Source organism: Dyadobacter alkalitolerans DSM 23607, assembly GCF_000428845.1.
Classification (GTDB): Bacteria; Bacteroidota; Bacteroidia; order Cytophagales; family Spirosomataceae; genus Dyadobacter; species Dyadobacter alkalitolerans.
Map to the genome: position 1 here is coordinate 213,277 of NZ_AUAS01000009.1, position 24,756 is coordinate 238,032.

The 24,756-nt window shown below is 45.5% G+C and carries 21 protein-coding genes; 5 read left to right on the forward strand and 16 right to left on the reverse strand.

The window, feature by feature from the left end:
- The first annotated feature begins 5 nt into the window (after positions 1-5).
- Positions 6-836, forward strand: a complete 831-nt coding sequence (locus G395_RS29770; RefSeq protein ID WP_051350248.1) for a sensor histidine kinase — start codon at positions 6-8, stop codon at positions 834-836.
- 42 nt (positions 837-878) lie between these two features.
- Positions 879-2,060, forward strand: coding sequence for a PP2C family protein-serine/threonine phosphatase (locus tag G395_RS0118915; RefSeq protein ID WP_026631497.1), 1,182 nt, complete (start codon positions 879-881; stop codon positions 2,058-2,060).
- Positions 2,061-2,066: 6 nt separating this feature from the next.
- On the opposite strand, the gene G395_RS0118920 is transcribed toward G395_RS0118915, so the two are convergent.
- The gene (locus G395_RS0118920; protein WP_051350249.1) at positions 2,067-3,881 is read right to left on the reverse strand and encodes a glycosyltransferase family protein; all 1,815 of its coding nucleotides are present in this window, start codon (positions 3,879-3,881) and stop codon (positions 2,067-2,069) included.
- A gap of 204 nt (positions 3,882-4,085) precedes the next feature.
- Between G395_RS0118920 and G395_RS0118925 the strand changes: the two genes are divergently transcribed.
- Positions 4,086-5,291, forward strand: a complete 1,206-nt coding sequence (locus tag G395_RS0118925; protein WP_026631499.1) for a DUF5009 domain-containing protein — start codon at positions 4,086-4,088, stop codon at positions 5,289-5,291.
- Positions 5,292-5,334: 43 nt separating this feature from the next.
- Here the strand turns inward: G395_RS0118925 and G395_RS0118930 are convergent, their stop codons facing one another.
- Positions 5,335-6,789, reverse strand: a complete 1,455-nt coding sequence (locus tag G395_RS0118930) for a T9SS type A sorting domain-containing protein (protein ID WP_084439719.1) — start codon at positions 6,787-6,789, stop codon at positions 5,335-5,337.
- Positions 6,790-7,081: 292 nt separating this feature from the next.
- Here G395_RS0118930 and G395_RS0118935 point away from each other — a divergent pair, with 292 nt between their 5' ends.
- Positions 7,082-7,921, forward strand: a complete 840-nt coding sequence (locus G395_RS0118935; RefSeq protein ID WP_026631501.1) for a sugar phosphate isomerase/epimerase family protein — start codon at positions 7,082-7,084, stop codon at positions 7,919-7,921.
- A gap of 107 nt (positions 7,922-8,028) precedes the next feature.
- A complete protein-coding gene (gene pgi, locus G395_RS0118940; protein ID WP_026631502.1) occupies positions 8,029-9,678 on the forward strand; it encodes a glucose-6-phosphate isomerase in 1,650 nt (549 codons plus the stop codon).
- Here the strand turns inward: pgi and G395_RS0118945 are convergent.
- The 14 genes from G395_RS0118945 to menB all read right to left on the reverse strand — a co-directional run bounded on the left by G395_RS0118945 (position 9,657) and on the right by menB (position 24,681).
- A complete protein-coding gene (locus tag G395_RS0118945) occupies positions 9,657-10,133 on the reverse strand; it encodes a VanZ family protein (RefSeq protein ID WP_510185848.1) in 477 nt (158 codons plus the stop codon). The genes pgi and G395_RS0118945 overlap by 22 nt on opposite strands.
- Before the next feature lie 20 nt (positions 10,134-10,153).
- Positions 10,154-10,978 (reverse strand): SDR family oxidoreductase, encoded by an 825-nt coding sequence (locus G395_RS0118950; protein WP_026631504.1) that lies wholly within the window; start codon positions 10,976-10,978, stop codon positions 10,154-10,156.
- On the reverse strand, positions 10,975-11,190 hold the full coding sequence (locus G395_RS0118955) for a hypothetical protein (protein ID WP_035361740.1): 216 nt from the start codon (positions 11,188-11,190) through the stop codon (positions 10,975-10,977). The genes G395_RS0118950 and G395_RS0118955 overlap by 4 nt, the downstream gene beginning before the upstream one ends.
- Before the next feature lie 190 nt (positions 11,191-11,380).
- Positions 11,381-13,294, reverse strand: coding sequence for a molecular chaperone DnaK (dnaK, locus tag G395_RS0118960; RefSeq protein ID WP_026631506.1), 1,914 nt, complete (start codon positions 13,292-13,294; stop codon positions 11,381-11,383).
- Between the two features lie 213 nt (positions 13,295-13,507).
- On the reverse strand, positions 13,508-16,054 hold the full coding sequence (locus G395_RS0118965) for a phosphocholine-specific phospholipase C (protein WP_026631507.1): 2,547 nt from the start codon (positions 16,052-16,054) through the stop codon (positions 13,508-13,510).
- A gap of 147 nt (positions 16,055-16,201) precedes the next feature.
- Positions 16,202-16,546 (reverse strand): 50S ribosomal protein L20, encoded by a 345-nt coding sequence (gene rplT, locus G395_RS0118970; protein ID WP_026631508.1) that lies wholly within the window; start codon positions 16,544-16,546, stop codon positions 16,202-16,204.
- Positions 16,547-16,648: 102 nt separating this feature from the next.
- Complete coding sequence (gene rpmI / locus G395_RS0118975) at positions 16,649-16,843, reverse strand: 50S ribosomal protein L35 (protein ID WP_026631509.1); 195 nt, start codon at positions 16,841-16,843, stop codon at positions 16,649-16,651.
- 178 nt (positions 16,844-17,021) lie between these two features.
- Positions 17,022-17,573 (reverse strand): translation initiation factor IF-3, encoded by a 552-nt coding sequence (gene infC, locus G395_RS29775; protein WP_051350250.1) that lies wholly within the window; start codon positions 17,571-17,573, stop codon positions 17,022-17,024.
- Between the two features lie 113 nt (positions 17,574-17,686).
- Positions 17,687-19,630: a threonine--tRNA ligase gene (gene thrS / locus G395_RS0118985; protein WP_026631510.1), complete on the reverse strand. Its 1,944-nt coding sequence runs from the start codon at positions 19,628-19,630 to the stop codon at positions 17,687-17,689.
- 59 nt (positions 19,631-19,689) lie between these two features.
- On the reverse strand, positions 19,690-20,886 hold the full coding sequence (locus tag G395_RS0118990) for a tetratricopeptide repeat protein (protein ID WP_026631511.1): 1,197 nt from the start codon (positions 20,884-20,886) through the stop codon (positions 19,690-19,692).
- The gene (locus tag G395_RS0118995; protein ID WP_026631512.1) at positions 20,879-21,766 is read right to left on the reverse strand and encodes a class I SAM-dependent methyltransferase; all 888 of its coding nucleotides are present in this window, start codon (positions 21,764-21,766) and stop codon (positions 20,879-20,881) included. The genes G395_RS0118990 and G395_RS0118995 overlap by 8 nt, the downstream gene beginning before the upstream one ends.
- A gap of 55 nt (positions 21,767-21,821) precedes the next feature.
- Positions 21,822-23,402, reverse strand: a complete 1,581-nt coding sequence (locus G395_RS0119000) for a hypothetical protein (protein ID WP_026631513.1) — start codon at positions 23,400-23,402, stop codon at positions 21,822-21,824.
- Positions 23,392-23,802 carry an EVE domain-containing protein gene (locus tag G395_RS0119005; protein WP_026631514.1) on the reverse strand — a complete coding sequence of 137 codons (411 nt, stop codon included), beginning with the start codon at positions 23,800-23,802 and terminating at the stop codon, positions 23,392-23,394. The genes G395_RS0119000 and G395_RS0119005 overlap by 11 nt, the downstream gene beginning before the upstream one ends.
- Before the next feature lie 54 nt (positions 23,803-23,856).
- Positions 23,857-24,681 (reverse strand): 1,4-dihydroxy-2-naphthoyl-CoA synthase, encoded by an 825-nt coding sequence (gene menB, locus G395_RS0119010; RefSeq protein WP_026631515.1) that lies wholly within the window; start codon positions 24,679-24,681, stop codon positions 23,857-23,859.
- Positions 24,682-24,756: the final 75 nt, after the last annotated feature.

Here is a 24,756-nt window from a genome sequence, read left to right on the forward strand (position 1 = left end):
TGACTATGGGAGCCGGAACGACGGAACAAGACATTGAACTGTATCAGCAAAAGATCATTGAGCTCAACAAGCTCGCCGAAATAGGACAACTGAGTGCAGGTATTTTACATGAAATAAAGAATCCGGTAAGTTTTGTCAATAACTTTTCCCGACTTTCGCAGGGATTGGTGGGCGAGATCCTGGACATTTGCCAAAAACCGCTGTCCGAAATGAGCGAGACGGACCTCGCCGATGAGAAAGATCTGCTGGAAACGCTTTCGCAAAACCTCGTCAAGATCAACGAAAACGGCAAACGCATTGAGCGGATCATTCAGGGAATGCTCGCACAAACCCGCTCCGACGCTGCTATCCTGGAACCCATAGACCTCAACCAGCTGCTGGAAGAATACAGCAAGCTTGCTTACCAGGGCGTCCGGGCAGAGGACAGCGCGTTCAATGTAATGCTCAAATTTAACTTCGATCCTGAGATTGGCTGCGTGAAACTGGCGAAAGGGGAGTTTGGTCGGGTGATTGTGAATCTGGTCAATAATGCGTGCTATGCGGTGAATGAAAAGTCGAAGCGGCAGGCGGAAGGCTATGAACCGGTCATTGAGATTACAACATCCAGAATCGGCCAGGAAGTGGAAATTAGAATTTGCGATAACGGCATCGGCATTCCGGAAGACATTGTTGCCAAGCTTTTTAAGCCGTTCTTTACAACAAAACCGCAGGGAAAAGGAACCGGATTGGGCTTATCGCTCACGTATACCAGCGTGACGGACACGCACAAAGGAAGCATTCACGTAACCTCTGTGGTCGGTGAAAAAACGGAGTTCACAATTGTGATTCCCGGATGAGATTTATTTTAAACAGATATCAATTTAAAAAATTATAAGATAATGGCTATCAGAATATTAAGTGTAGATGACGAGCAGGATATGGAGATGCTGATTCTTCAATTGTTCCGAAAGCAGATCCGGGACAAGAAATACGAATTTGTGTTTGCTAACAACGGCATTGAAGCATTGGAGCGACTGGAAGAGTCTGATGACATTGCACTTATACTATCCGACATTAACATGCCCGGCATGGACGGCCTTACATTTCTGTCGAAGGTAAATGAGAAACAAAATCCGTTGCTGAAATCGATCATGGTCTCGGCATACGGCGATATGGACAACATCAGGACGGCTATGAACCGCGGCGCTTTCGACTTTGTGACCAAGCCGGTGAATTTCGAAGATCTGGAAATTACCATTTCCAAAACCGTGGAGCACATTGAAATGCTGGCCAGCCTGGAAAAAGGCCGCGAGCAGCTGATCGCAATCCAGAATGATCTTAGTGTTGCCAAGGAAATTCAGATGTCCATGTTGCCGAAAACGGTCCCGGCCAACATTGGCAAAGCGGGGGTGGATCTGCATGCATTCATTCATCCTGCAAAAGTGGTCGGCGGAGATTTGTACGACTATTTTATGATGGATTCCGAGCGTCTGTTTTTCATGATCGGTGATGTCTCGGATAAGGGTGTGCCGGCAGCATTGTTTATGGCGATCAGCAAGGCAATTTTTAAAAGCCAGTTTTCCAACCGCAATGGTGATTCGATCACGGAGAAAGTAAAGATTGTGAACGAGTTTCTGAGTGAAGACAATTCTTCATATATGTTCGTAACAGCCTTTGTTTGTATATTAAATGTCAAGACAGGCGTTGTTGAATATGTAGATGCCGGCCACGAACCCCCTGTGATCATTCGCGCCAATGGTGAAACCGAACTGGTAAAAAAGGAGGGAGGCATGGCCTTGTGCTTCGACCCGACATTCGAATTCGAATCGCATACTTTAACATTGAACCCGGGAGACAAATTTGTGCTCTACACCGACGGCGTAACCGATGCCAACAACCTGGCAGGCGCGCGTTACGGCTTACATTATCTCCAGGATTTCTTCACAACCGGCGAAGGCTCTACCAAAGAAACCGCCAAAGAAATGAACGAATCAACATTAGAAAGCCTGATAGATTTCATCGGAGCCGCAACGCAATTCGATGATATTACCATGCTTTCGCTGCGGTATATGGGGAATTGATTATTTTCAATACAACCCCGCAACAGGCTGGTATCTTAACAGTGTCAGCTTGTAATTTTCTTCGTATCTTTTTTGAAGCTCGGACCAGCATAGGGAGTCGAGAACGGGTTTGGGGAGGGTGGCGCGGGGGATGTATTGGTGACTTTCGAAGTCTTCTATGAATTCGAGGAATATTTCGGTAAGCTGGATGACCGCTTGTTCGCTGGATTGTTCCCGGCGTTTTACAACTTTGACTTCATTGTTTCCTTCCATCTCCGCAGCTTGTCTTGCGAAATGTCCAAAACCGGAAACGTCGCTGGTCACAACTGGCGTTCCATGCAGGACAGTTTCCATGGGCGCGTATCCCCAAGGTTCATATAATGATGGGAAAATGCCTAGATGGCAGCCTCTTACAAATTCCAGATAGTCCATGGAAAAAAGCGATGTCGCCCTTTCAATGAAATCGGGATGGTAAATTACTTTTACATTATCTTCTTCTTTGTTAGTTAAGCCTGCCTGCTGACAAAATGCAATAATGTCGTCATGACCGATTAAATGGTGCGTTGTAGTGGGTGGCAGGCTTTTTCTTTTGAAGTTGGCCAATGCCTGGCGCCAGGTCATTTGCAGATCGTCATCGATGAGTTGATTGAGATCAGGAAGTTTGCGGACTTCGGAGCCTGTAACATTCGCAAAGATCCTGGGCCCGAGCTTTGCGCTGATCATTTTACAGATCCGCTGCAACTCCTGAAAACGCTGGCGTGCTTCCAGAACATCCGGCTTAATGTTATGAAAAGGCTGTTTTGAAATAATAAAAAGAACAACATTCGTTTCCGATTTCCTGCGCACGAGTTCCTCATTCAGCCGCGCAATGGCCTGCAATGTGACGTCGAAACCTTTGTTATAAAATTCATAACGGCCGGATGTAAAGAAATAGAGCGTCTTGTCGCTTCGGAGTTGATAACTGGGCGAAAACAGAGCCTTGACAAATGCATCGATCTTTTGCCGGTTTTGCAGGTGCCACTCAAAAACTTCGTAACCAACACCTGGCTTACGATGGATACCGCTATGCACTATACTATCCGGCATGCGCCCCAAAAACACCTCGCATTCCGCTGCCGTAGATTCGCTGTTTGTAACAAGCACATTTGCATGTCCGGCCGCATTTCTCTCCAATTGTGCCTGTGCTTCTATGCCATATTCCCGCGCTTTTTGCTGCCAGTCGTAGGTAGGGATTCTGGAAAAATACTGATCTTCATTCGGTGCAAGATAGCGCCCGAGTAATGTGGCATGTGAGGTAAAAACCGTTGCAATCCGTACTTGTTGACGCGCTAATTCGGCCAGCGCGGCAGCCGACATCCACTCGTGAAAATGAGCGATAATGTCCTGGTTAATATCCGCTTCTTCAATTAGTTTCGTGAAGAAAAGCCTGCTAACCTCCCCAAAGCCAAGGACTTGATCCAGCAATGCATTGCTTTCCAAAGCGGAGATTTTATGATGCTGCCACAATGCAGTTTTAACTTCATTCAGCGCTTTGGGAGGGATGATGGGGTTGATCAGGATTACTTTTGGCCGTGCTTCTTCCAACAGCCAGTAACCCAAATGTATGTCGTATCCGAGGCTTCTGATGTACAGGATTGCCCGGGAAAGCGGAGAGTTATCCAGCTCACGGATCGGGCGGAAATCAAGTTTTGCCTTTTCGTGAAAATAAGGACCGACGAGGAAATAGTGATCTCCGTAAGTGTCCGTCATCGTCGGTGCTTTGGACTTGACGTACGTGTATATCCCACCGATCTGGTTACAGACTTCCCAGGCAATTTCAAACAGAAGTGTATTCGGTTTCAAAATGATAAGAGGGTAAGGGTAGGATATTTCAATTAAAATTAATTACTTAAATAAGATATGGTGAAATCGAATATGCTAAGCAGCAAAATCGAATGGTAAGACAGCTAAAAGCGGTGCTGAGCTGTATGTGCGAGTAAAAAGCAGCTGGCAGATAGCTAATTTCCCGTATATTGGGTTCCTAAACCTTCATTCCTGAATTCTTTAATGAAACCTTTACTGCCCGCCTCGCTGCGCCTGGACTCCATCGATATTTTCCGCGCGGTTACCATGCTCATCATGATTTTTGTGAATGATTTCTGGACCTTGAAAGGGGTTCCTGAATGGATGCAACACAGCAAGGGTCCGGATGACGCTATGGGACTTTCAGACGTTGTCTTTCCTGTTTTCTTGTTTATTGTGGGCCTGTCCATTCCGTTTGCCATTGCAAACAGAAAGTCAAAAGGGGATAGCAACGGGACAATTCTCTACCACATTGCCGAGCGCACTTTTGCATTACTGTTAATGGGTATTTTCATTGTGAATTATGAAAATGCATTCAGCTCGGGCATGATCGTGAGTAAGTATGTATGGGAAATTCTGATGGTGATCGCATTTTTCCTGATCTGGAATGTGTATCCTGACCGGCCAGAGAAGAAGCCCTTATATACAGGGCTGAAAGTGCTGGGTTATCTGCTGCTGGTGGGTTTGGCGATTATTTACAAAGGTGGTGACGCGGCGAATCCTTCGTGGATGGGAACACATTGGTACGGCATCCTCGGACTGATCGGTTGGGCTTATTTGGTCTGCGCGGTTATTTACTTTCTGGCGGGCGACAACCTGACATTGAATGTGATCGGCTGGCTTTTTCTGGTTTTGTTCAATCTGGCAGATTTCGCAGGGATGCTCTCTTTTTTGGATCCGGTAAAAGATTACGTCTGGATTGTAGGGAGCGGTGCCATGCCTGCGTTTACAATGGCGGGCGTCGTAGCATCGGTCATTTATCGGCTTTATAGCAAGAAAAATGGTGTTAACGCGACATACCTGGCCATCCTGGTTGTGCTTGGCGTCGTTTGCCTGGCTTATGGCTTTGGAACGCGCCCCTTTTGGGGAATTTCGAAGATCAGGGCTACGCCGGCCTGGGTTGGGATTTGCAGCGGGATCGCCTTCATCGTTTTCGCAATGCTGTTCTGGCTGGTGGATTTGAAAAAAGTAAAAACCTGGGCAACCATGATCAAACCCGCCGGCACAGCGACATTAACCTGTTACCTGGTGCCTTACATTTGGTACGCGGTACTAACGCTGGTCGGTTTCAGCTTACCCGAGTTTCTGAGGACCGGAATCATCGGGCTGATAAAGTCATTCTGCTTTGCATTGCTGGTCATTATTGTAACCGGGATCATTAATCGCGGCGGGATCAGGCTTAAGATCTGATAATGCTTGAAGGTCTTTGCCAAAGGTTAACCCCGATTGGAGATTACTTCGTAACCACTATTTTATGATTTGAAAAAGTCGAATCGTTCTTTGTAATTCTCAGAATGTAAGACCCGGAAGAGAATTTTTCCAGGTTAATATGATCAGCTAAGCCTCCGCGGCGCTTCATTACAATATTTCCTTTGCTATTAAATAATTCAAAAGAGGCAATTTTGCCTGGGTCAGACGAGACAATATTAATGCTGCCGGAAGTCGGATTAGGATATACGGTCTCACTGTTATCATTTAAATACACATGGGATATTGTACTTAATGCATAGGTTCGATCAAAGTCTATCATTTTCAATCGATAATAATTGTTACCGCCCGAGGGTGTTTGATGTTCATATTGATAGACAGCTCCTAAAATTCCGGCTCCGGAGGACTTTACCTCACCAATAACCGACCAATGCTTTCCGTTTGTGCTATGCTGAACTTCGAATTTTTCACTATTCTCTTCTTCGGAAGTTTTCCAGTTTAAATTTACCACCTTCTTTTCCAGAACAGCGTCAAATGAAAGTAATGTCACCGGCAAACTTTCCTTGCAAGCCGATGTAAGTAGTGCGGTATTGGAGCAGTCCCCGTTATTCTCATGCAGGATAATTTCTTTTGGTGAAGATCCCAAAAGCATCCAACAAACAGCATCAATTGTACAATTTGATAATTGCGGGTTAGAGAGAACAAAAAATTGCGAAAGATTCGATTTAATATTTCCCAGGTCAGCAATGGAGGTAAGTAAGGGATTAGAGCTTATTTGAATTCTCTCAACAGTATGTAGATTTTCCAGCCCTGTTAAGCTCGTTAAGTTATCATTGCCCTCAATATTTAATTGTGTGGCCACTTCGAGGGAGTTTAACCATTGACAGTCTTCAATCAAACCCAGGCGATTAATAAAGAGCCGTGACGTACTTTTCAAGTTTGAAAAACTGCTGAAATCATTGAGTAACGGACAATCAATGATCATCAGGCCGTCAGGTACCGATGCCGGTATAGTAAGACCTGCCAAACTCGTCATCGAAGGACAACCACCAATATAGAGGCTGCCTTTAACAGTTGCATTCAACCCATTGAAATTCTCAAAACTGTCCAATTCATTTAACGACAAGTAATTTATTGTCGAGACATTCTCCAGCCCCTTAAAATTTTTGAGCGAAGGGCACCATTCAATGTTCAATGTATCAACGCTGGTTAAGGTCTCAAGACCTGTGAAGTCTACAAGCGGCCCCCAACCGACAAACATGGATCCAGTGACGGTTGTAATTCCGTTCAGGCCTTTGAGATTCAAAATGTTAGGAGCACCGTCTCCGATAAAAAGGTGCTGCACTACACTGCATCCACCGTTTGCAAAGTAATTATCAATGTCGGCCTGCTCTCGCAACAACACTACTCCGGTTGACGGACATTGGGCGACTGCTTTAAAGCAAAATAATACCAGGATTATAGTAAATATTCTTTTCATATAGCAGATGCGTTAGTGGATTTTACAATACTAAGATATCAAAATGCTCGTTGCCCAGCACTGAGTGCGTTTACAGTTTTTATTGAATCGCAATATGTTTTTCACTTTTTGTACAAAAAATAGAATTGTAGGTGATTAGCCAAATCTGTTGATTCTCCGGTGCGCCGTAGTTATTGATCGGTGATATGGTTTCAGCTAGAAATTCAACCTATGGCTCTGCCAGTATAATTCTGGTGGGGAGGATCTTTGTAATTTATATTGTATTATTAAACCCGAACCTTAAATTATTTCAATGACTACAAGAAGAGCTTTTGTAAAAAAAGGAGTGGCTGGGCTTGTTACTGGCGGTGTTTTGTCCCAAACTGCTTTCGCTAATGATTTGGCATTTGACAGAAAGCCGGACACTTTTAAGCTGGCGATGGCTGGGTTTAGCTTTGTGAATTTCAAACTGGATGAGTCGCTCGAAATGATGAAGCGGACCGATGTGCATTATCTTTGCATCAAGGATTTTCACCTGCCTTATAAAAGTACAGCTGAGGAAATCGCCGCTTTTCACGAAAAATTGAAACAAGCTGATGTTACCGGCTATGCAGTGGGCCCTATTTATACGAAAACACCGCAGGACATTGATAATGCATTTGACTATGCCAAAAGGGTGGGCGTGAAGCTTATCGTAGGCATTCCTAATCATGAAGATCTCAAACATGTGAGCGACAAAGTGAAGGAAACGGGCATTCGTTACGCCATTCACAACCATGGCCCGGAAGACAAATTATATCCCAATGCAACGTCCATTCATAACCTGATCAAGGATTTGGATCCGGGTGTGGGCATTTGCTTTGACATGGGCCACAACCGCCGCGATAGCCAGGATTCGGTGGCAGATTTGGGCAAATACGCCAAAAGGATTTTTGACATACATTTAAAAAACGTCACCGCTGCGACCAAAGAGGGTAAAACCTGTGAGCTCGGACGCGGAATTATCGATATTCCTGCATTCGTTAAAATGCTTAGAAAGGTGAAGTATGATGGATGCTGTAGTCTTGAATATGAGAAAGATATGAAGGATCCGCTGGCCGGAATAGCTGAATCCGTAGGTTATTTTAAGGGCGTTTGTGATGCAGTCAGTTAAGTAAAAATCGTTTCGAGTGGTGTAAAATCATATTTTTGCATCGAATTAATGTTGCGGCCGCCCTATGCAGTCCTGAAAATTGATTTATAAACAAAACGCCATAAGAAATGCTCAAAACCGTGCCCTTTGACCAACTGGCAGCTTATAAAAAGCTGAAAACACATCATAAAACCATATCTCAGAAACATTTAAAGTCGTTTTTTGAGGAAGATGCGGACCGTCACAAGAAGTTTTCGATCCGGTTTGGTGACATTCTGTTAGACTATTCTAAAAACCGCATTACCACCCGGACGCGCTCATATCTTGTTCAGCTTGCAGAAGAGGCAGGGCTGGCAGATGCGATTGAGCAGATGTTTACGGGCGAGAAGATCAATGCGACGGAAGGTCGTTCGGTGCTGCATGTTGCTTTGCGCAACCGTTCCAACGAACCGATTTTGTCGGACGGAAAAGATGTGATGCCGGACGTAAATGCAGTTTTGGCTAAAATGAAGGAGTTTTCCGGAAAAGTAAGGTCGGGAAGCTGGAAAGGTTATTCCGGGAAAGAGATTTCCGACATCGTGAACATTGGCATCGGCGGAAGCGACTTGGGCCCCGTGATGGTGACCGAAGCATTAAAAGCTTATGGTAAGCCGGGATTGAATGTACATTTCGTTTCCAATGTGGACGGAACGCATATCGCCGAAACGATTAAGTCGCTGAACCCGGAAACGACATTGTTCATGATCGCTTCTAAAACATTCACAACCCAGGAAACAATGACGAATGCGCATAGCGCGCGTTCCTGGTTTTTGGAAACAGCCGGGAATAAGGAGCATGTGAAAAAGCACTTTGTTGCGATTTCAACGAATGAAGCTGAGGTTGAGAAGTTCGGTATTGATCCTGAAAACATGTTTGGATTCTGGGATTGGGTTGGAGGCCGTTATTCCTTGTGGTCTGCGATCGGACTTTCTATTGCTTGTTTTGTTGGTTTCCAGAATTTCGAGCAGCTGCTTGCCGGCGCGCATGATATGGACAAGCATTTCAGGACGACGAAGTTTGAGCGGAACATTCCAGTTATTCTTGCGCTGCTGGGCGTTTGGTATAATGACTTTTTTGATGCGCAGACTCAGGCAATCCTTCCTTATGATCAATATTTACACCGTTTTGCAGCTTATTTCCAACAAGGCGATATGGAAAGCAACGGCAAGAGCACAGGTCGTGACGGCAAGCCGGTTGGTTACCAAACCGGGCCGGTGATTTGGGGAGAGCCGGGCACGAATGGTCAGCATGCATTTTACCAATTGATACACCAGGGAACAAAGCTGATTCCTTGTGATTTCATCGCGCCTGCAACCAGCCATAACCCGCTTGGCGAGCATCACAAGATGCTTTTGTCAAACTTTTTTGCACAGACAGAAGCATTAATGAATGGAAAAACAGAAGAAGAAGTGAAAGCGGAACTGGTGGCTGCGAAAAAGTCCAAGGAGGAAATAGAGTTCCTGACGCCATTCAAAGTATTTTCCGGTAATCGGCCTACCAACTCGATTTTGGTCAAAAAGATTACTCCTAAGACACTGGGAAGCCTGATAGCGATGTACGAGCACAAGATTTTTGTACAAGGCATTATCTGGAACATTTTCAGTTTCGATCAGTGGGGCGTGGAGCTTGGTAAGCAGCTGGCCAACAAAATTTATCCTGAACTCCAAAACGACTGGCCGGTTTCAAACCACGACAGCTCGACCAATGGTCTGATCAATCAATACAAACGGTGGCGGTAACGATCGATCACGATTGTTTTGAACGCAAACCCGATTAATACGCCAGCAGCGTCTGCCACTGCGTCCCACCAATCAAATGTGCGGTCGAAGGGCAGGAGTTGCTGGTAAAATTCGAGACCAAGGCCATAAGCCATTCCGAGCAGCACGAACAGTGCTGCTTTTTTTGGATAAACCAATGTCCATAATGTAATCCAAACGATAAAAAGGCCAGCATGAACAATCTTGTCAAAACCGACAATAGGTGCAGCAGGTATATCCTTTCCCGGCCATGTGCAGGCCAGCAGAATCAGAAATGTCCACAACCATGCGACCCATTGGTTTCTTGCGAGCAGCTCGCTAGTGTTTTTAAGGAGTTTTGCAATCATAGGCTTTTCTGTTTCAGCGCGCAAGTTACTTTTAGAAAACCTGACTACAAACGAAAAGCGCTGGAAGTGGATCCCAGCGCTTTCTGTCATGATGAAATGCAATGCTAATATTAACCGTTATCGGCGAATTCGGGGTATAATGTCATACCGCCATCAATGTATAACGTTTCGCCGTTAACGTAATCAGAATCGTCCGACGCCAGCCACGCAACGGCCTTGGCTACATCCTGCGGGGTTCCGATTCGCTTGTATGGAATCAATTGTAAAAGTCCTTTGTATTTATCAGGATCGGACCAGACTTCCTTATTAATAGAAGTTTTAATCGCGCCGGGACTAACCGAATTGACACGGATCTTATATGGTGCCAGTTCCTGTGAAATGGATTTCATGAACATCATGATGCCTCCCTTAGAAGCGGCGTAATTAACATGTCCCGCCCAGGGAATCACATCATGCACAGAACTCATCAGAATAATCTTACCAATGGACAGCTCGCTGTGATCAACATCTGTCTTTCCCTTCTCCTGCGCTACGAACTGCCTCGAAGCTTCACGACACACCAGAAATTGACCTGTTAAATTTACGTCAATCACTTTCTGCCATTGCTCCAATGTCATTTCCAAAAACGATGAGTCTTTTTGAAGCCCTGCATTGCTCACAACGATATCCAAACGCCCGTATTTGCTGATGGTCTCGTTGAACAGCGCTTTAACTTCTTCTTCACGGCTTACATCAGCCTGAATCAGGATTCCGGAACCGCCTTTTGAAATAATTTCATTGAGCGTCTTTTCACCTTCTTCAAGGTTAGAGCTGTAATTAACAACCACTTTCGCGCCAAGCTCGGCAAGATGAATGGCGCATGCCTTACCAATTCCCGAACTAGAACCTGTAACGATCGCAACCTGATCTTTGAATTTCAGATCTGAACCTATCATATGATCTCTTTTTCGAATGATTTCAATTTTTTCCACACCCGACGGTTCACATTTTTTACCGCCCAGTTTTTAGCAATTAAAATTGCTTTTGCAACCGCCTCACGAGGAGAAATATTGTTTGTTCTTAAAAGCTCCTGAGCAATGGTGACCGCCTTTTCTCGGGTCGTAGGAGACAAATACATCAACTCTGGTAATGCGATTCTGTTGTCCATTGGAATGTTGAATTTTAGGTTCAAGTGGTTTTTAGTCTGACGATATGCTGATTGGATAGGGTAAAAATTAATGCCAGAAACGACTGGTCTTTTTTGTTCTTGAAGCAGGTCTTAATTACACACTTTTGAAAAATTTGCGTGTAAAAAAAATCCCCATCTGGTTAAAGACGGGGATTTTAAAGTTGCCTTATTATTTGACTTCCTCAAAATTAACGTCCGTCACATCGTCGGTTGCGCTGCTTCCGTTTGCGGCGCCTGGGTTACCTTGCGGTTCACCAGTTGGTCCGCCCGGCTGAGGCTCACCACCTTGTGCGTACATTTCCTGAGACGCAGCCTGCCATGCGGCATTCAGTTTCTCCATTGAAGAGTCAATTCCGGCAAGATCCTGGCTTTGATGCGCAGTTCTCAATTCGGCTAATGCTCCTTCAATCGCTGATTTGTTTCCAGCGGAAAGCTTGTCGCCAAATTCTTTCAATTGTTTATCAGTAGAGAAGATCAGGCTGTCAGCAGCGTTGATTTTCTCGATTTTTTCACGTTCAGCTTTATCCGCAGCTTCGTTTGCTTTTGCTTCTTCACGCATACGTGTGATTTCTGCATCTGTCAAACCGCTTGAAGCTTCGATACGGATTTTCTGCTCTTTGTTTGTGCCTTTGTCTTTGGCAGAAACATGCAGGATACCGTTTGCATCCACGTCAAATGTAACTTCGATCTGTGGTGTTCCGCGTTGTGCTGGTGGAATGTCGGACAAGTGGAAACGTCCTAATGTACGGTTCTGATTTGCCATCGGGCGCTCACCTTGCAACACGTGGATCTCAACAGAAGGCTGGTTATCAGCAGCAGTCGAGAATGTTTCTGTTTTCTTAGACGGGATTGTCGTGTTTGCATCGATCAGTTTGGTGAATACACCACCCAATGTTTCGATACCCAACGACAATGGAATCACGTCCAGAAGAAGTACATCCTTAACTTCACCTGTCAAAACACCACCCTGAATTGCAGCACCGATTGCCACAGCTTCGTCCGGGTTAACTCCTTTTGAAGGTTTTCTGCCGAAGAATTTCTCAACCTCTTCCTGCACACGAGGAATACGCGTAGATCCACCAACCAGAATTACTTCGTTGATATCATTATTGGTATAACCTGCATTCTTCATCGCTTTCTTGCAAGGCTCCATCATTCTCAGGAACAATGAATCAGCAAGCTGCTCGAATTTTGCACGGGTTAATGTGCGTACAAGGTGTTTTGGAATGCCATCAACCGGGAATATATAAGGCAGGTTGATCTCAGTTTGTGTTGAGCTTGACAATTCCACTTTTGCTTTTTCCGCAGCTTCTTTCAAACGTTGCAAAGCCATTGCGTCTCTTCTCAAATCAACCGCTTCGTCTTTTTGAAATTCGTCTGCAAGCCAGTTAATGATTACCTGGTCAAAGTCGTCACCACCTAAGTGTGTATCGCCATCCGTAGATTTTACTTCAAAAACGCCGTCACCCAATTCAAGGATCGAAACGTCAAAAGTACCACCACCCAAGTCAAACACAGCGATTTTCATATCAAGGTGTTGCTTGTCAAGACCATAAGCAAGAGCAGCAGCAGTAGGCTCGTTGATGATACGTTTCACATCAAGACCTGCAATCTGACCTGCTTCTTTTGTAGCCTGACGTTCTGCATCATTGAAGTAAGCAGGAACTGTAATAACCGCTTCTGTCACTTCCTGACCTAGATAATCCTCAGCAGTTTGCCTCATTTTCTGCAAAATGAATGCAGAAACTTCCTGTGGCGTATATAACCTGTCTCCGATGGGGATACGAGGCGTATTGTTTGGACCTTTATCAACGGTGTATGCAACAGTTTTTTGCTCACTTGTTACATCATCGTATTTTTTGCCCATAAATCTTTTTATGGAGCTGATAGTATGCTTGGGATTCGTGATCGCCTGGCGTTTGGCTGGTGCACCGATTTTGCGTTCACCATTATCCATGAATGCAACCACTGAAGGGGTTGTACGGGCACCTTCGCTGTTTGCAATTACAACCGGCTCGTTACCCTCCATGACAGCCACACAGGAGTTCGTTGTTCCTAAGTCTATGCCAATAATTTTTCCCATTGTTCTATATTAAAGTTAAGTATAATTTGACTCTGACTAATTCGCTGAGGGCTTGGCTTCGGGCGCTTGCCGCAGGTCGCCTGCCGCAGTTCGTCTGCCGCAACAGCGGTTCTGAGGCTTTACTAAAAAGCCCGTACCAGATACAAATGAATAAAAGGGGAGTGACAAAGTGTCAGGCTGGATATGCCTGACACTTTCTGATGTTGGAGTCGCTTAGGCTAAGTCGCCCATGAGCGGATCGCTTGTGCTGATGCGGCCAATTTCAACGTGGCCTGCAAGGCGCACCAGGAAATCGGGCTGGTCTTCCAGCATGACTGAAAAGTCATACCACTGGAAGCTTTTATCAAGATTCAGGGTTAATGTTTTTTCAAACATTCCTGCAAGGCCTTCATTACTTAATGTTACGAGTTGATTATTAGCACCATAAGCGTTATCCTGGATCACGAGAGTGCTTTTTGCTGCCTGCTTGTCGCCTTCCACCTTTAGTTCGATGCTGCCCGTTGGTTTGCCGTTTTTGTCCAGTTGATAGTTAAATCCAACTTTTACATTGCCCGTGGCCTTATTGCCCCGGAATTCCCGGAAAAAGCCGTTAGGGCCATAAACGCGCAGGTGATATTTTCCACTCTCAAAATCCTCTGGTTTCCACGACCCTGTAAGTGCATCGCCGGCTTTTACTGCGTAATTCCAGACCTTAACATCTTCATTTTTGTATTTTCCAGGTGCATAAATCATAAAAGGAGCGCCAGCAGCCTTGTCGCGGAATATGCCATTTTTGGCTTCGAGCTTTATCTCAAATGCATTTTTGGCAGAGTTGAAGTTACCATCAGCCGCCAGTTCATATGGAAGCGGGCAGGAAGGACGAGTCCCTTTTTCCTGCTTTGGCATCAGGGGAGAGCTCAACGGGTTTTTGTTGATCTTCTCGATATCTGACCTTGACAGTGCTTTGTAAGTGCTCGGCAGCTTTTTAAACTGTGCATTATAAATGCCCTCCATGAATTCGTTGCGTGCAAGGAATGTTGGCAAAGGAATTTTTTCACCTTCGTAAGGCGAGAACGTTGAAGTCAGGTCGCCGCAAATCGTCCTGCGCCATGCGCTAATGTTGGTTTCCTCGATCTTCTTGCCGACCTTATGACTCGTGAATTTCTCCAAAAACTGCAGAATAGAGGTGTGATCAAAAACCTCTGAGCATACATTGCCCCCACGGTTCCAGGGTGAGGCCACAACCAGCGGAACCCGGAAGCCGAGCCCGATCGGACTTTCGCGGCATTCTTTCTTATCTTTTTGGGTCATATCCTGCTCCATCGTCACAAATTCCGTTTTGCAATCGATACCTTCGGAAACTGCGCCAGTGTCTTCCTTATAAGGATTAGGAACTACGAAAGGTGGGACGTGATCAAAATAACCGTCGTTTTCGTCATAGCAAAGGATGAAAATGGTTTTTTTCCAAACTTCGGGATCAGCGGTCAGAATATCCATTACTTCCGAAACATACCAGGCTCCATACCAGGGGGAGGTGGGGTGGTCGGAGAAATTTTCGGGTGCCACGAGCCAGGAGACGGTTGGCAGTTTTCCGCTTTTTACATCGCTTCGAAACTGGTGCAGGATGTCGCCTTGCGGTGCTTTGGCTTCATGTTCAATGTCGCCGTCGTGATATTTTACTGTGGTTACCTTGCGATAATCCGGATCATTCTTGTTGGTTGTAAAGGCTTTTTCGTGAATGTTCCTGGCGCGTTGTGAGAGCTTTTCAAAGTTCTCGGGCGTCCACTTTTCGAGTTCTTCTTTTGCAAACGCGAGCTCCTTTTGCTTTGCAGTCAGGGACTTTTCAAGATCCGTCGCTGCTTTTGTTCCCTTTTCAGCTTTCGCCAGTTTCGCCTCCGTTTGTTTGATTTCGTTCGGAAGCGCGGCTACTCTTGCTTTCTGATATTTCTGATAACCTGTGTGATAACGGATCTGATATTGGCTGAACCATTCGATCGGGTTGTCCGTAAAGTTGGCCAGCCAGGAATCTTCTTCGCCAGTTAGGCCGGTGTTGATACTGAGCTCGTTCTGATAAATGCGCCAGGAAACGCCATTGTCTTCGAGGCGTTCGGGAAATGTCATCCATGATGCTTCCTTATCATCCGTTACATTCTCATTTCTGACATTAGCATAATGTTCCGGCCCTGATTTCTCGCGTACGGTCCCCGACCACAGATAAAGCCGGTTTGGCGTCGTGCCGGTGAGTGACGAGCAGAAATTTTGGTCGCAGACTGTGAAAGCATCCGCAAGTGCATAGTAAAATGGGATGTCTTCCCGGTTATAGAAACCCTGCGTCAAAGGCATTTTGGCATAGTCCTTGTGACCTGGCTGCTTCGCAATGAGCCATTTATCATATTTTCCATCGTTGCGCGCATCCACCTGGTTGGGCCAGGAATGAGGTAGGGAACCCATCCAGGTTGCATTCGATTCCCGCATGTTCAGCCGGAAAGGAACGTAGGTTTCGCCAAATGCATTGGTTTGCATCCAGACCAGATTCTTATTGGGAAGGGTGATTGCGCGGGGATCATTAAAGCCGCGAACACCTCGCAAGGACCCGTAGCAATGGTCAAAAGAACGGTTTTCCTGCATCAGGATCACCACGTGTTCGGCGTCGAGGTAAGTGCTTCCTTTTTTGGGATCAATAGCGAGTGCCCTTTGTATGGAAGCCGGCAACACGCTGAACATGCCAGCTGCTCCGGTGAGCATGGTTGCCTTTTTTATAAATTCTCTTCTAGAATCCATGGTGTTATCAGGAATAGGTTTTGGTAACGTTTTATATTACCGCTTATTTCTGCTAAAGTACCACCGATTTGGATTCGAAGAATTATTTTAATGTTAAGAGCGAATCGAAAGGGCAAAAAAATCCCGCCGTTAAGGCGGGATGCTGTTTTATTTTACCTGATCAACGATCGCTTTGAATGCTTCCGGATGATTCATCGCCAAGTCAGCGAGAACTTTACGGTTCAGCTCGATGCCTGATGCACTTAGCTTGCCGATGAAAGCAGAATATGATAAACCGTGAAGACGTGCTCCCGCGTTAATACGCTGAATCCACAATGCACGGAAATTACGTTTCTTTTGCTTACGACCTTTGTATGCGTATGCCAAACCGCGTTCTACTGCGTTTTTAGCTACTGTCCATACATTTTTACGACGGCCGAAATAGCCTTTCGCAAGTTTTAATACTTTTTTACGTCTTGCACGTGACGCAACGTGATTTACTGAACGTGGCATAATTTAACTGTTTTTGATGGTCGGCGCTCTGATGAGTCTTGAAATGCCTTCTATCGGGTTGAACAAAAAACCAGAATTGGTATTCTAATTAATGGCTGCGAATTATTTCGCGAGCATAGCCATCACCTGCTTAACATTAGACACATCGATCAGACCAGTTTTAACCAATCCACGCTTGCGCTTGTTTGATTTCTTTGTCAGGATGTGGCTGTGAAACGCGTGTTTGCGTTTGATTTTACCAGTGCCGGTCAGCGCGAAACGCTTTTTAGCACCAGAGTTGCTTTTCATTTTAGGCATGATTCAAAAAATTATTAATTGATAAAATATAAAACAGCGCGCAAAATTAGCCAAAATGTTTCTAAAATGAAAATCGTGTCCCTGACAAAGTCAAAGACACGATCCATTCAAACTTGATATATATCAGAAAACCGAAGTTAAGCAGCTAGTTATCTGCCTAACAATCGAATTTGAAAATCTATTTTTTAGCAGGTGCAGGCGCCAGAATGATCGTCATTCTCTTTCCTTCCAGTTTCGGCTCCATTTCCACCTTACCATATTCTGAAAGCGCTTCTGAGAACTTGTTCAACAGATTCACACCTCTTTCTTTAAATACAATGGTACGACCTACGAAATGCACATAAGCTTTTACTTTCGAACCCTCTTTAAGGAAATTTATCGCATGCTTTAATTTAAAATCAAAATCGTGATCATCCGTATTGGGTCCGAAACGGATCTCTTTGATGACAACTTTCATTGCCTTCGCTTTGATCTCTTTCTGCTTTTTCTTCTGCTCGTATTTAAACTTTGAATAGTCAACCACTTTGCAAACAGGCGGAACCGCCGTTGGCGCAATTTCAACTAAATCAAGGCTTTGCGCCTTCGCAAGTGCTCGGGCTGTATTGATATCAACTATACCTGGTTCAATATTCTCTCCAACCAGACGTACTTCTTTTGCTGTAATCCGTTCGTTTATTTTATAAGGTTCTTCGGGAACTCTTAACCGTCCACTCGGGGGTCTTAATGCCATATAACTTGGTTTGGTGTACTTTGGGTTTTGTTGGTAAAAATCAAAAAAGGTAACACTGCTGTCACAAAAATAGTGCCTTAGTGCCGGAATAATAACAAAAAGTTAGAAAATCATCAAATTATGGCAGCCTCTTTCTTGAAAAAGCTTACAAAATCTGCTATTGTCATGCTTCCCAGGTCGCCTTCGCCTTTTCTGCGGACTGACAATTTGCCCTCTGCTGCCTCTTTCTCGCCGACGATCAGCATAAAAGGGACCTTGGTAACTTCCGCATCTCGGATCTTGCGACCGATCTTCTCATCGCGGTGATCTACAAAACCGCGAATGTCGTGATCCTGCAACTGGAAGAAAACGTCTTCTGCATAATCCGCAAATTTCTCAGAGATCGGGAGAATAGCGATTTGGTCCGGTGAAAGCCACAATGGGAACTGCCCGGCCGTGTTTTCGATCAGGATCGCAATGAAGCGCTCCATTGAACCGAACGGTGCGCGGTGAATCATGACCGGCTGATGTTTTTGGTTATCCGAGCCTGTGTATTCCAGGCCGAAACGTTTCGGCATCTGGTAATCCACCTGGATCGTGCCCAACTGCCACTTTCTGCCCAATGCGTCACGCACCATGAAATCGAGTTTCGGACCGTAAAATGCTGCTTCGCCAAGTTCGGTTACGGTGCTTAACCCGCGTTCCTGAGCGGCTTCAATGATCGCATTTTCAGCTCTTTCCCAATCTTCGTCTTTTCCTATATATTTCACTTTATCGTTCGGGTCACGGAGCGAGATTTGCGCGCTGTAATCCTCGAAACCAAGTGATTTGAAAACATATAATACCAAATCAATTACGCGAACAAATTCTTCCTTCACCTGATCTGGCCGACAGAAAATGTGTGCGTCATCCTGTGTAAATCCGCGAACGCGTGTAAGTCCGTGTAATTCACCGCTTTGCTCGTATCTGTAAACCGTTCCAAACTCCGAGAACCGCAATGGCAGATCTTTGTAAGAGCGGGGAGAGGTTTTATAAATTTCGCAATGGTGCGGGCAATTCATTGGTTTCAGCAAATATTCCTCGCCCACATTAGGTGTTTTTATTGGCTGGAAAGAATCCTTGCCATATTTGTCCCAGTGGCCGGAAGTAACATAAAGTTCTTTGCTGCCAATGTTAGGCGTGATCACCGGCAGGTAACCTGCACGTGACTGCGCTTTGCTCAAAAACGATTGAAGGCGCTCCCGAAGCATAGCGCCTTTGGGAAGCCATAACGGAAGTCCCTGACCCACTTTTTCTGAAAAAGCAAATAATTCAAGCTCTTTTCCCAGCTTTCTGTGATCGCGTTTTTTCGCTTCCTCCATCAATGTTACATACTCTTCCAATTCTTTTTGCTTTGGAAAAGTAATCCCGTAAATGCGGGTCAACATCTTGTTTTCCTGCTTGTTACGCCAGTAAGCACCAGCAATGTTGGTTAGCTTAACTGCTTTAATGAAGCCGGTGTTTGGAATGTGCGGCCCGCGGCAAAGGTCGGTAAAGCCGCCTTGCTCATATAATGTGATGGAGCCATCTTCCAGGCCATCAATCAGTTCAAGTTTGTATTCGTCACCTTTTTGGGTGAATAGTTCCAGAGCGTCCGCCTTGCTGATAGGCTTTCTGACATATTCATTTTTCTGACGGGCCAGTTCAACCATCTTGGCTTCGATCTTTGGAAAATCATCCTGTGAGATTGATTTATCGCCCAAATCGACGTCATAGTAAAAACCTTTTTCTATCGACGGCCCCGTCCCGAATTTTACACCCGGATATAATGCTTCCAATGCTTCCGCCAGCAAGTGGGCAGAAGAATGCCAGAATGTGGATTTACCGTCTTCGTCATTCCAGGTGAGCAATTTCACGAGGGAGTCCTGCGTGATCTCACGCGTAGGGTCCCAAACTTCATTGTTCACTTTGGCTGCGATTACATTACGGGCCAAACCTTCACTGATACTGAGCGCAATGCCCATAGCAGTTATACCTTTTGGGTAAAACCGTTCACTTCCGTCGGGCAGGGTAATTTTTACTTGAGACGCGTCTTCCATTCAAAAATTTAATTCAATGACAATTAATCAAAGGCTTGTGAGGGCCACAGAGTACAAATCTATTCAATTTTAGCTTTTCGAGACGAGTCTACGCGGATATTTGTAGTTCCTCTCGGCCGTATAACGTTAATTTTAACCCGGGATGTGTCCAGCAGCTTATAGCCGGAGCTGGCGCTTTCATTGGGATCATAAGTGGAGTAAATGTCTGTATTCTCCTCTCTCCTGATGCGCCAAAGGCCATTTCGGGCGCTCTGGTCACCCGGGCTTAGCACGAGCGCGGTAGAATAATAGTCCACAGCTTTGGTATAATCGCCTGCTTTTTCATAGGCATAACCCAGCATATTATTGATATCCTTGGACTTAGGCTTTATTTTCAAAAGCTGCTCCAATGCCCGGATCGCCTTGTAATATTCTTTCAATTGCGTTCCAACTGTCGCGACGCGCATCAGCGCCTCCTCATAGGTCGGTTTCAGCGCGACCGCCTTCTGGTAACTGAGCAATGCCGTATCTGGTCTCGCCAGGGCATTGAAAATTTCCCCCTGTTCAAAATAAAGGCTAGGCACATTAGGGAAACGCTTTATCGCCCTATCGTTTATGGTAAGCGCCTCAGCGGGATTTTTTAGTTTTCTTAATATGATAATGCTCTGCTCATAAGCCCTGAAAAGCTTTGGATTCACATTCATGGCGTATTTGAAGCTGGAAAGACTGGCCAGCGAATCTCCCTGCCGCGCCTGCAACATGCCTTTGACATAATAGGCAGAGCCATCATAAGGAGCCATTTTCAATGCCTGGTTCAGGTAATTAACCGCTTCCCGGAAACGTCCCTTGGCTTGCAGGACGTCTGCCAGCAACACATACAGCTCGGGACTGCTTTGCTGTAACGCTTCTGCACGTTGTGCATCCTCCAGAGCCTTATCGATCTCACCCAGCTCGCGGTTGATTTTTCCGCGTAACAAAAAATATTCACTTACATTTTCCTGCTCGTAAATAGATTCATTAATGTCGTCAAGCGCTTCCGTATATTGTTCTCTTTCAAAATAGATGCGGGCCCGTTTGAAATAATTCTGATCCGTATCAATGCTGCGGTTAATGAGCTCGGTAAGGGAAAGTAAAGCGTCATTTTGCCATTGCTCATGTGATTTCTTCACTACGGGCGGAATGCGCGTAGAATTCCTGGCGTCGCTCTGGCAGGATTGAATTAACCCGGCCAGCACAATGCAAAGCAACATTGATATGCGTTCGAAACTTTTAGACATTCTGGTCCGAGAATCTTGAAAAAACACCCAGCGGAAGATTTTTACCAAAAGAATCGGGAATGAACAGCTCGCCAAATTCATGGTGGATCTGCGTCCCGAAATGTGCTTTGATCAAATTCTCCACGATGAGCGCCGAGAAGCCCAAAGAATATAAATTGATGATAAAAAAGAAATTTTCCTTCTTTAAAAGTAATGCACAAAGTTTCAGAATCTCATTCAGACTTTCTTCCAAAAGCCATTTCTCGCCATCCGGACCGCGACCATAAGCGGGCGGATCCAGAATAATGCCATTGTATTGATTGCCTCTGCGCACTTCTCTCTGCACAAATTTCAATGCGTCTTCCACAACCCAGCGAATGTTATCCAATCCGCTCAGGTCCATGTTTTCCCGCGACCAGCTGATCACCTGTTTTACCGAATCCACGTGGGTAACATCCGCGCCGGAAGCTTTTGCTGCAAGTGAAGCAATGCCTGTATAAGCAAACAGATTAAGCACAGAAGGCTTCGTTTCCGGGATCTGTTTTAGCTTTTTGGCAATGTAATCCCAGTTTGTTGCCTGCTCAGGAAACACGCCGACATGCTTAAAAGAGGATAATGCCAGTTTCGAGCGCAGATGCAGTTCTTTGGTCCGATATTGAAAAACCCACTTGTCCGGCATGCCGTCCTTCGCAATCCACTGGCCTTTTTCCTGCGAATTTTTGTCCCTTTTGAAAACAGCATTCGAACGCTTTTCCCATTCAGCCTCGGAAAGGGTTTTATCCCAAATCGCCTGTGGCTCAGGGCGCGATAAAATGTATGGACCAAACCGTTCAAGCTTTTCAAAGCCGCCGGTATCAATCAATTCGTAATCTGTATGTTGCTCTGGAGATAATAAAATCATGAAAATATAAATTTTTCCAAACGATTTCCGTTGGCTTAAGCCAACGGAAATGGGGTTAATATGCAATCTTATTTAAATAAAATACATTGCGTCTGCCTCTGGTTTGCGGATCGCCGGCAGCGTTAATAATGCGTTGCTCGCCCCATGCCAGATAAAAGTTTTCATACCAGTAATCAATGTCGTCGGTGCTGGTTTTTCTTACTTTGTCACCTTCTACATTGGTCTCGTTCGGGATCACGCGATCGCTGTCCACCACCTGGTTTCCCTTGATGATCTTACTCCGGATGGCGCCATTATGGCTATAAACCAGGCGGGAGTTACCATTGGTAAAAGTCTGCACCTTGATCTTCTCGCGCAGCTCCATGCTTTTCACATTATCGAAATTAATGCTGTTATCCCAAAGCAACTTTCCGTTTTCATCCACATCGGCTACCACCGCATGCGTGTAAGTGAAGCCATCGAAAACCTGCTGGTTATAGCCGCCGCGTCCGCCGTACATCGGGTTCCATAAGTAAGGGTTATATAGGCCCATTCCAAACGGATAACCCATCATGCCTCCATAACCAAGGCCGCCCATCATCATGGGATTCTGGTAACGGTATTCAGGGTAAAAAACCTCTGCTACCAACAGGAAATTGTCGTTTTTTGGAACAATGTCATGTACTAATAATCGGTAATTCAGTTTCAGATCGTCTCCGCTTTCTTTCTTCTTGCGGATACGTTTTTCCATCTTTTCCTGCTGCCGCTCGTTCATGAAATTGAAGAAATTCTTAAACTCGGTAAAGCTGTGGTAACGCGTGAAAACCGGCTGATCCCCAACGATCTTGCTGATATAAAGTCCCTGCGAAGCGGCATTGGAAGTGCTTTGCATGTTCCGGTAACCATATGTGCCAATCACGACCCTTACAGAATCGTTAAGCACTTGTAATCTGCCGCTTAGCAACGAATAATCGTCCTCGGGATCGACCGACACCTGCGCATACAGCTCACCGGTTTCTTCATACGAACGAGCCACAATGCGGGTCTGTCGTCCTTTTTTTACTGCAAAACAAACATTCACCAAATGATGCGCCGTGTCCACTTCAACGGTCTGAATGGCATTAGAGCCTTTAATAGCGGATGGCAAAACCTTTGTTTGGGATGTCCTGAGCTGCGTTAGAATTAAAACTGGCTCATTGCGGACCATTCCGGCCATGAAAACGGAGTAACCCAGCGTTTTGAAATCGGTGATCTCGAAACGGTCGAGTGTATTGATCGTAAAGGTTTCCACGAATCCCGGCCCTACGTTCACTTTGACGATCTGATACAAAGAGCTGCGATATTTACTAAAAAGCAAAAACACAGCCTGGCCATCGTAGGAGGAGGTGATATAGTCCAGATTGGATTCAATAGGGCCGTCAATCGACCAAACGCGTTCCAGGTTTGTATCAAATTTCTGAACATTGAATGTGCCCTTTTCCGGTTTGGAAATGAGCAAGACCCCTTGCGCACCGAGCGGCACGGTTTGGTAAGCCATATTACCTGATAAAGGCAACTCTATTCTCTTAACACCTTGTGCAGCAGCCAGTAATGATGCTGTAACAAGGCTAAAAAGCAACAAGATCTGACGAAGTGCAGAAATGAAATTAAGATTCATGTGCCAATGCAACAATAATGTCGAATTCTTCACGCTTAACCGGCACTACCGAAAGTCTGGACAAGCGCACCAGTTCCATATTTTTGAGGATATCATGCTTCTTGATCTGTTCGAGCGTGACCGTTTTAGGAAAATGCTCCACCGGGACCACGTTGACAACGACCCAGTCACCCGTATCGATCGTTGGATCGGGATAATGTTCCTTTGAAACTTTTGCCAGACCCACAACTTCCTTACCAATGTTGCTGTGATAAAAAAGCACAAGATCGCCTTTCTTCATGGCCATCAGATTGTTACGTGCGGCGAAATTCCGGACGCCGTCCCACATGCCTTCTTTTTCTGCTACAAGATGGTCCCAGGAATATTTATTCGGTTCACTTTTTACAAGCCAATGGTTCATGGATCTCAGTTAGGTTTTAAACGAATTTGTTGGTTTGAAAGATGGATCTTGCGATCATGGAAATTTCGGGTATTTGCTGAAATCGGGCTTTCTTTTTTCAAGAAACGATTTTTGGCCTTCTTTCGCTTCCTCGCTCAGATAATAAAGCAATGTTGCATTTCCCGCCAGTTCCTGGATTCCCGCTTGCCCGTCGAGCTCGGCATTGAATGAGCTTTTCAGCATCCGGATAGACAATGGACTCTTTTCCTGGATTTTCTTACACCATTCAACCGTTGTCGCTTCCAGGTCTTCCAAAGGAACAACTTTATTTACCAAACCCATCTGCAATGCTTCCTGTGCATCATATTGATCGCATAGGAACCAGATTTCGCGTGCTTTTTTCTGTCCCACAACCCGTGCAAGATAAGATGCGCCAAAGCCGCCGTCAAAACTCCCGACTTTTGGGCCTGTTTGTCCGAAACGCGCATTTTCTGCAGCAATGGAAAGGTCGCAAATCACGTGCAGCACGTGTCCGCCGCCGATCGCCCAACCTGCCACCATGGCGATAACTGCCTTAGGAATAGAGCGGATCATGCGTTGCAGATCCAGCACATTCAGACGCGGGACATGGTCATCGCCAATGTAACCGCCATGTCCGCGCACCGATTGGTCGCCGCCGGAGCAGAATGCTTTTCCGCCTTCGCCTGTCAATATAATAACGTCAATGCGCGTGTCCTCGCGGCAAATGTGCATGGCGTCGATCATTTCTGTAACCGTAAGCGGCGTGAATGCGTTGTGTTTATGCGGGCGATTTATGCTTATTTTTGCAATGCCTTCGTGAAGCGTAAAAAGGATTTCCTCGTATTCTTTAATGGTTTCCCACTGGATTGAGCTTGACATAAATTCGGAATGTAAATGAATAATCTTGCGTTAAAAAGTTAACTATAACGGCCGTCAACTCGTTCGCAACAATCT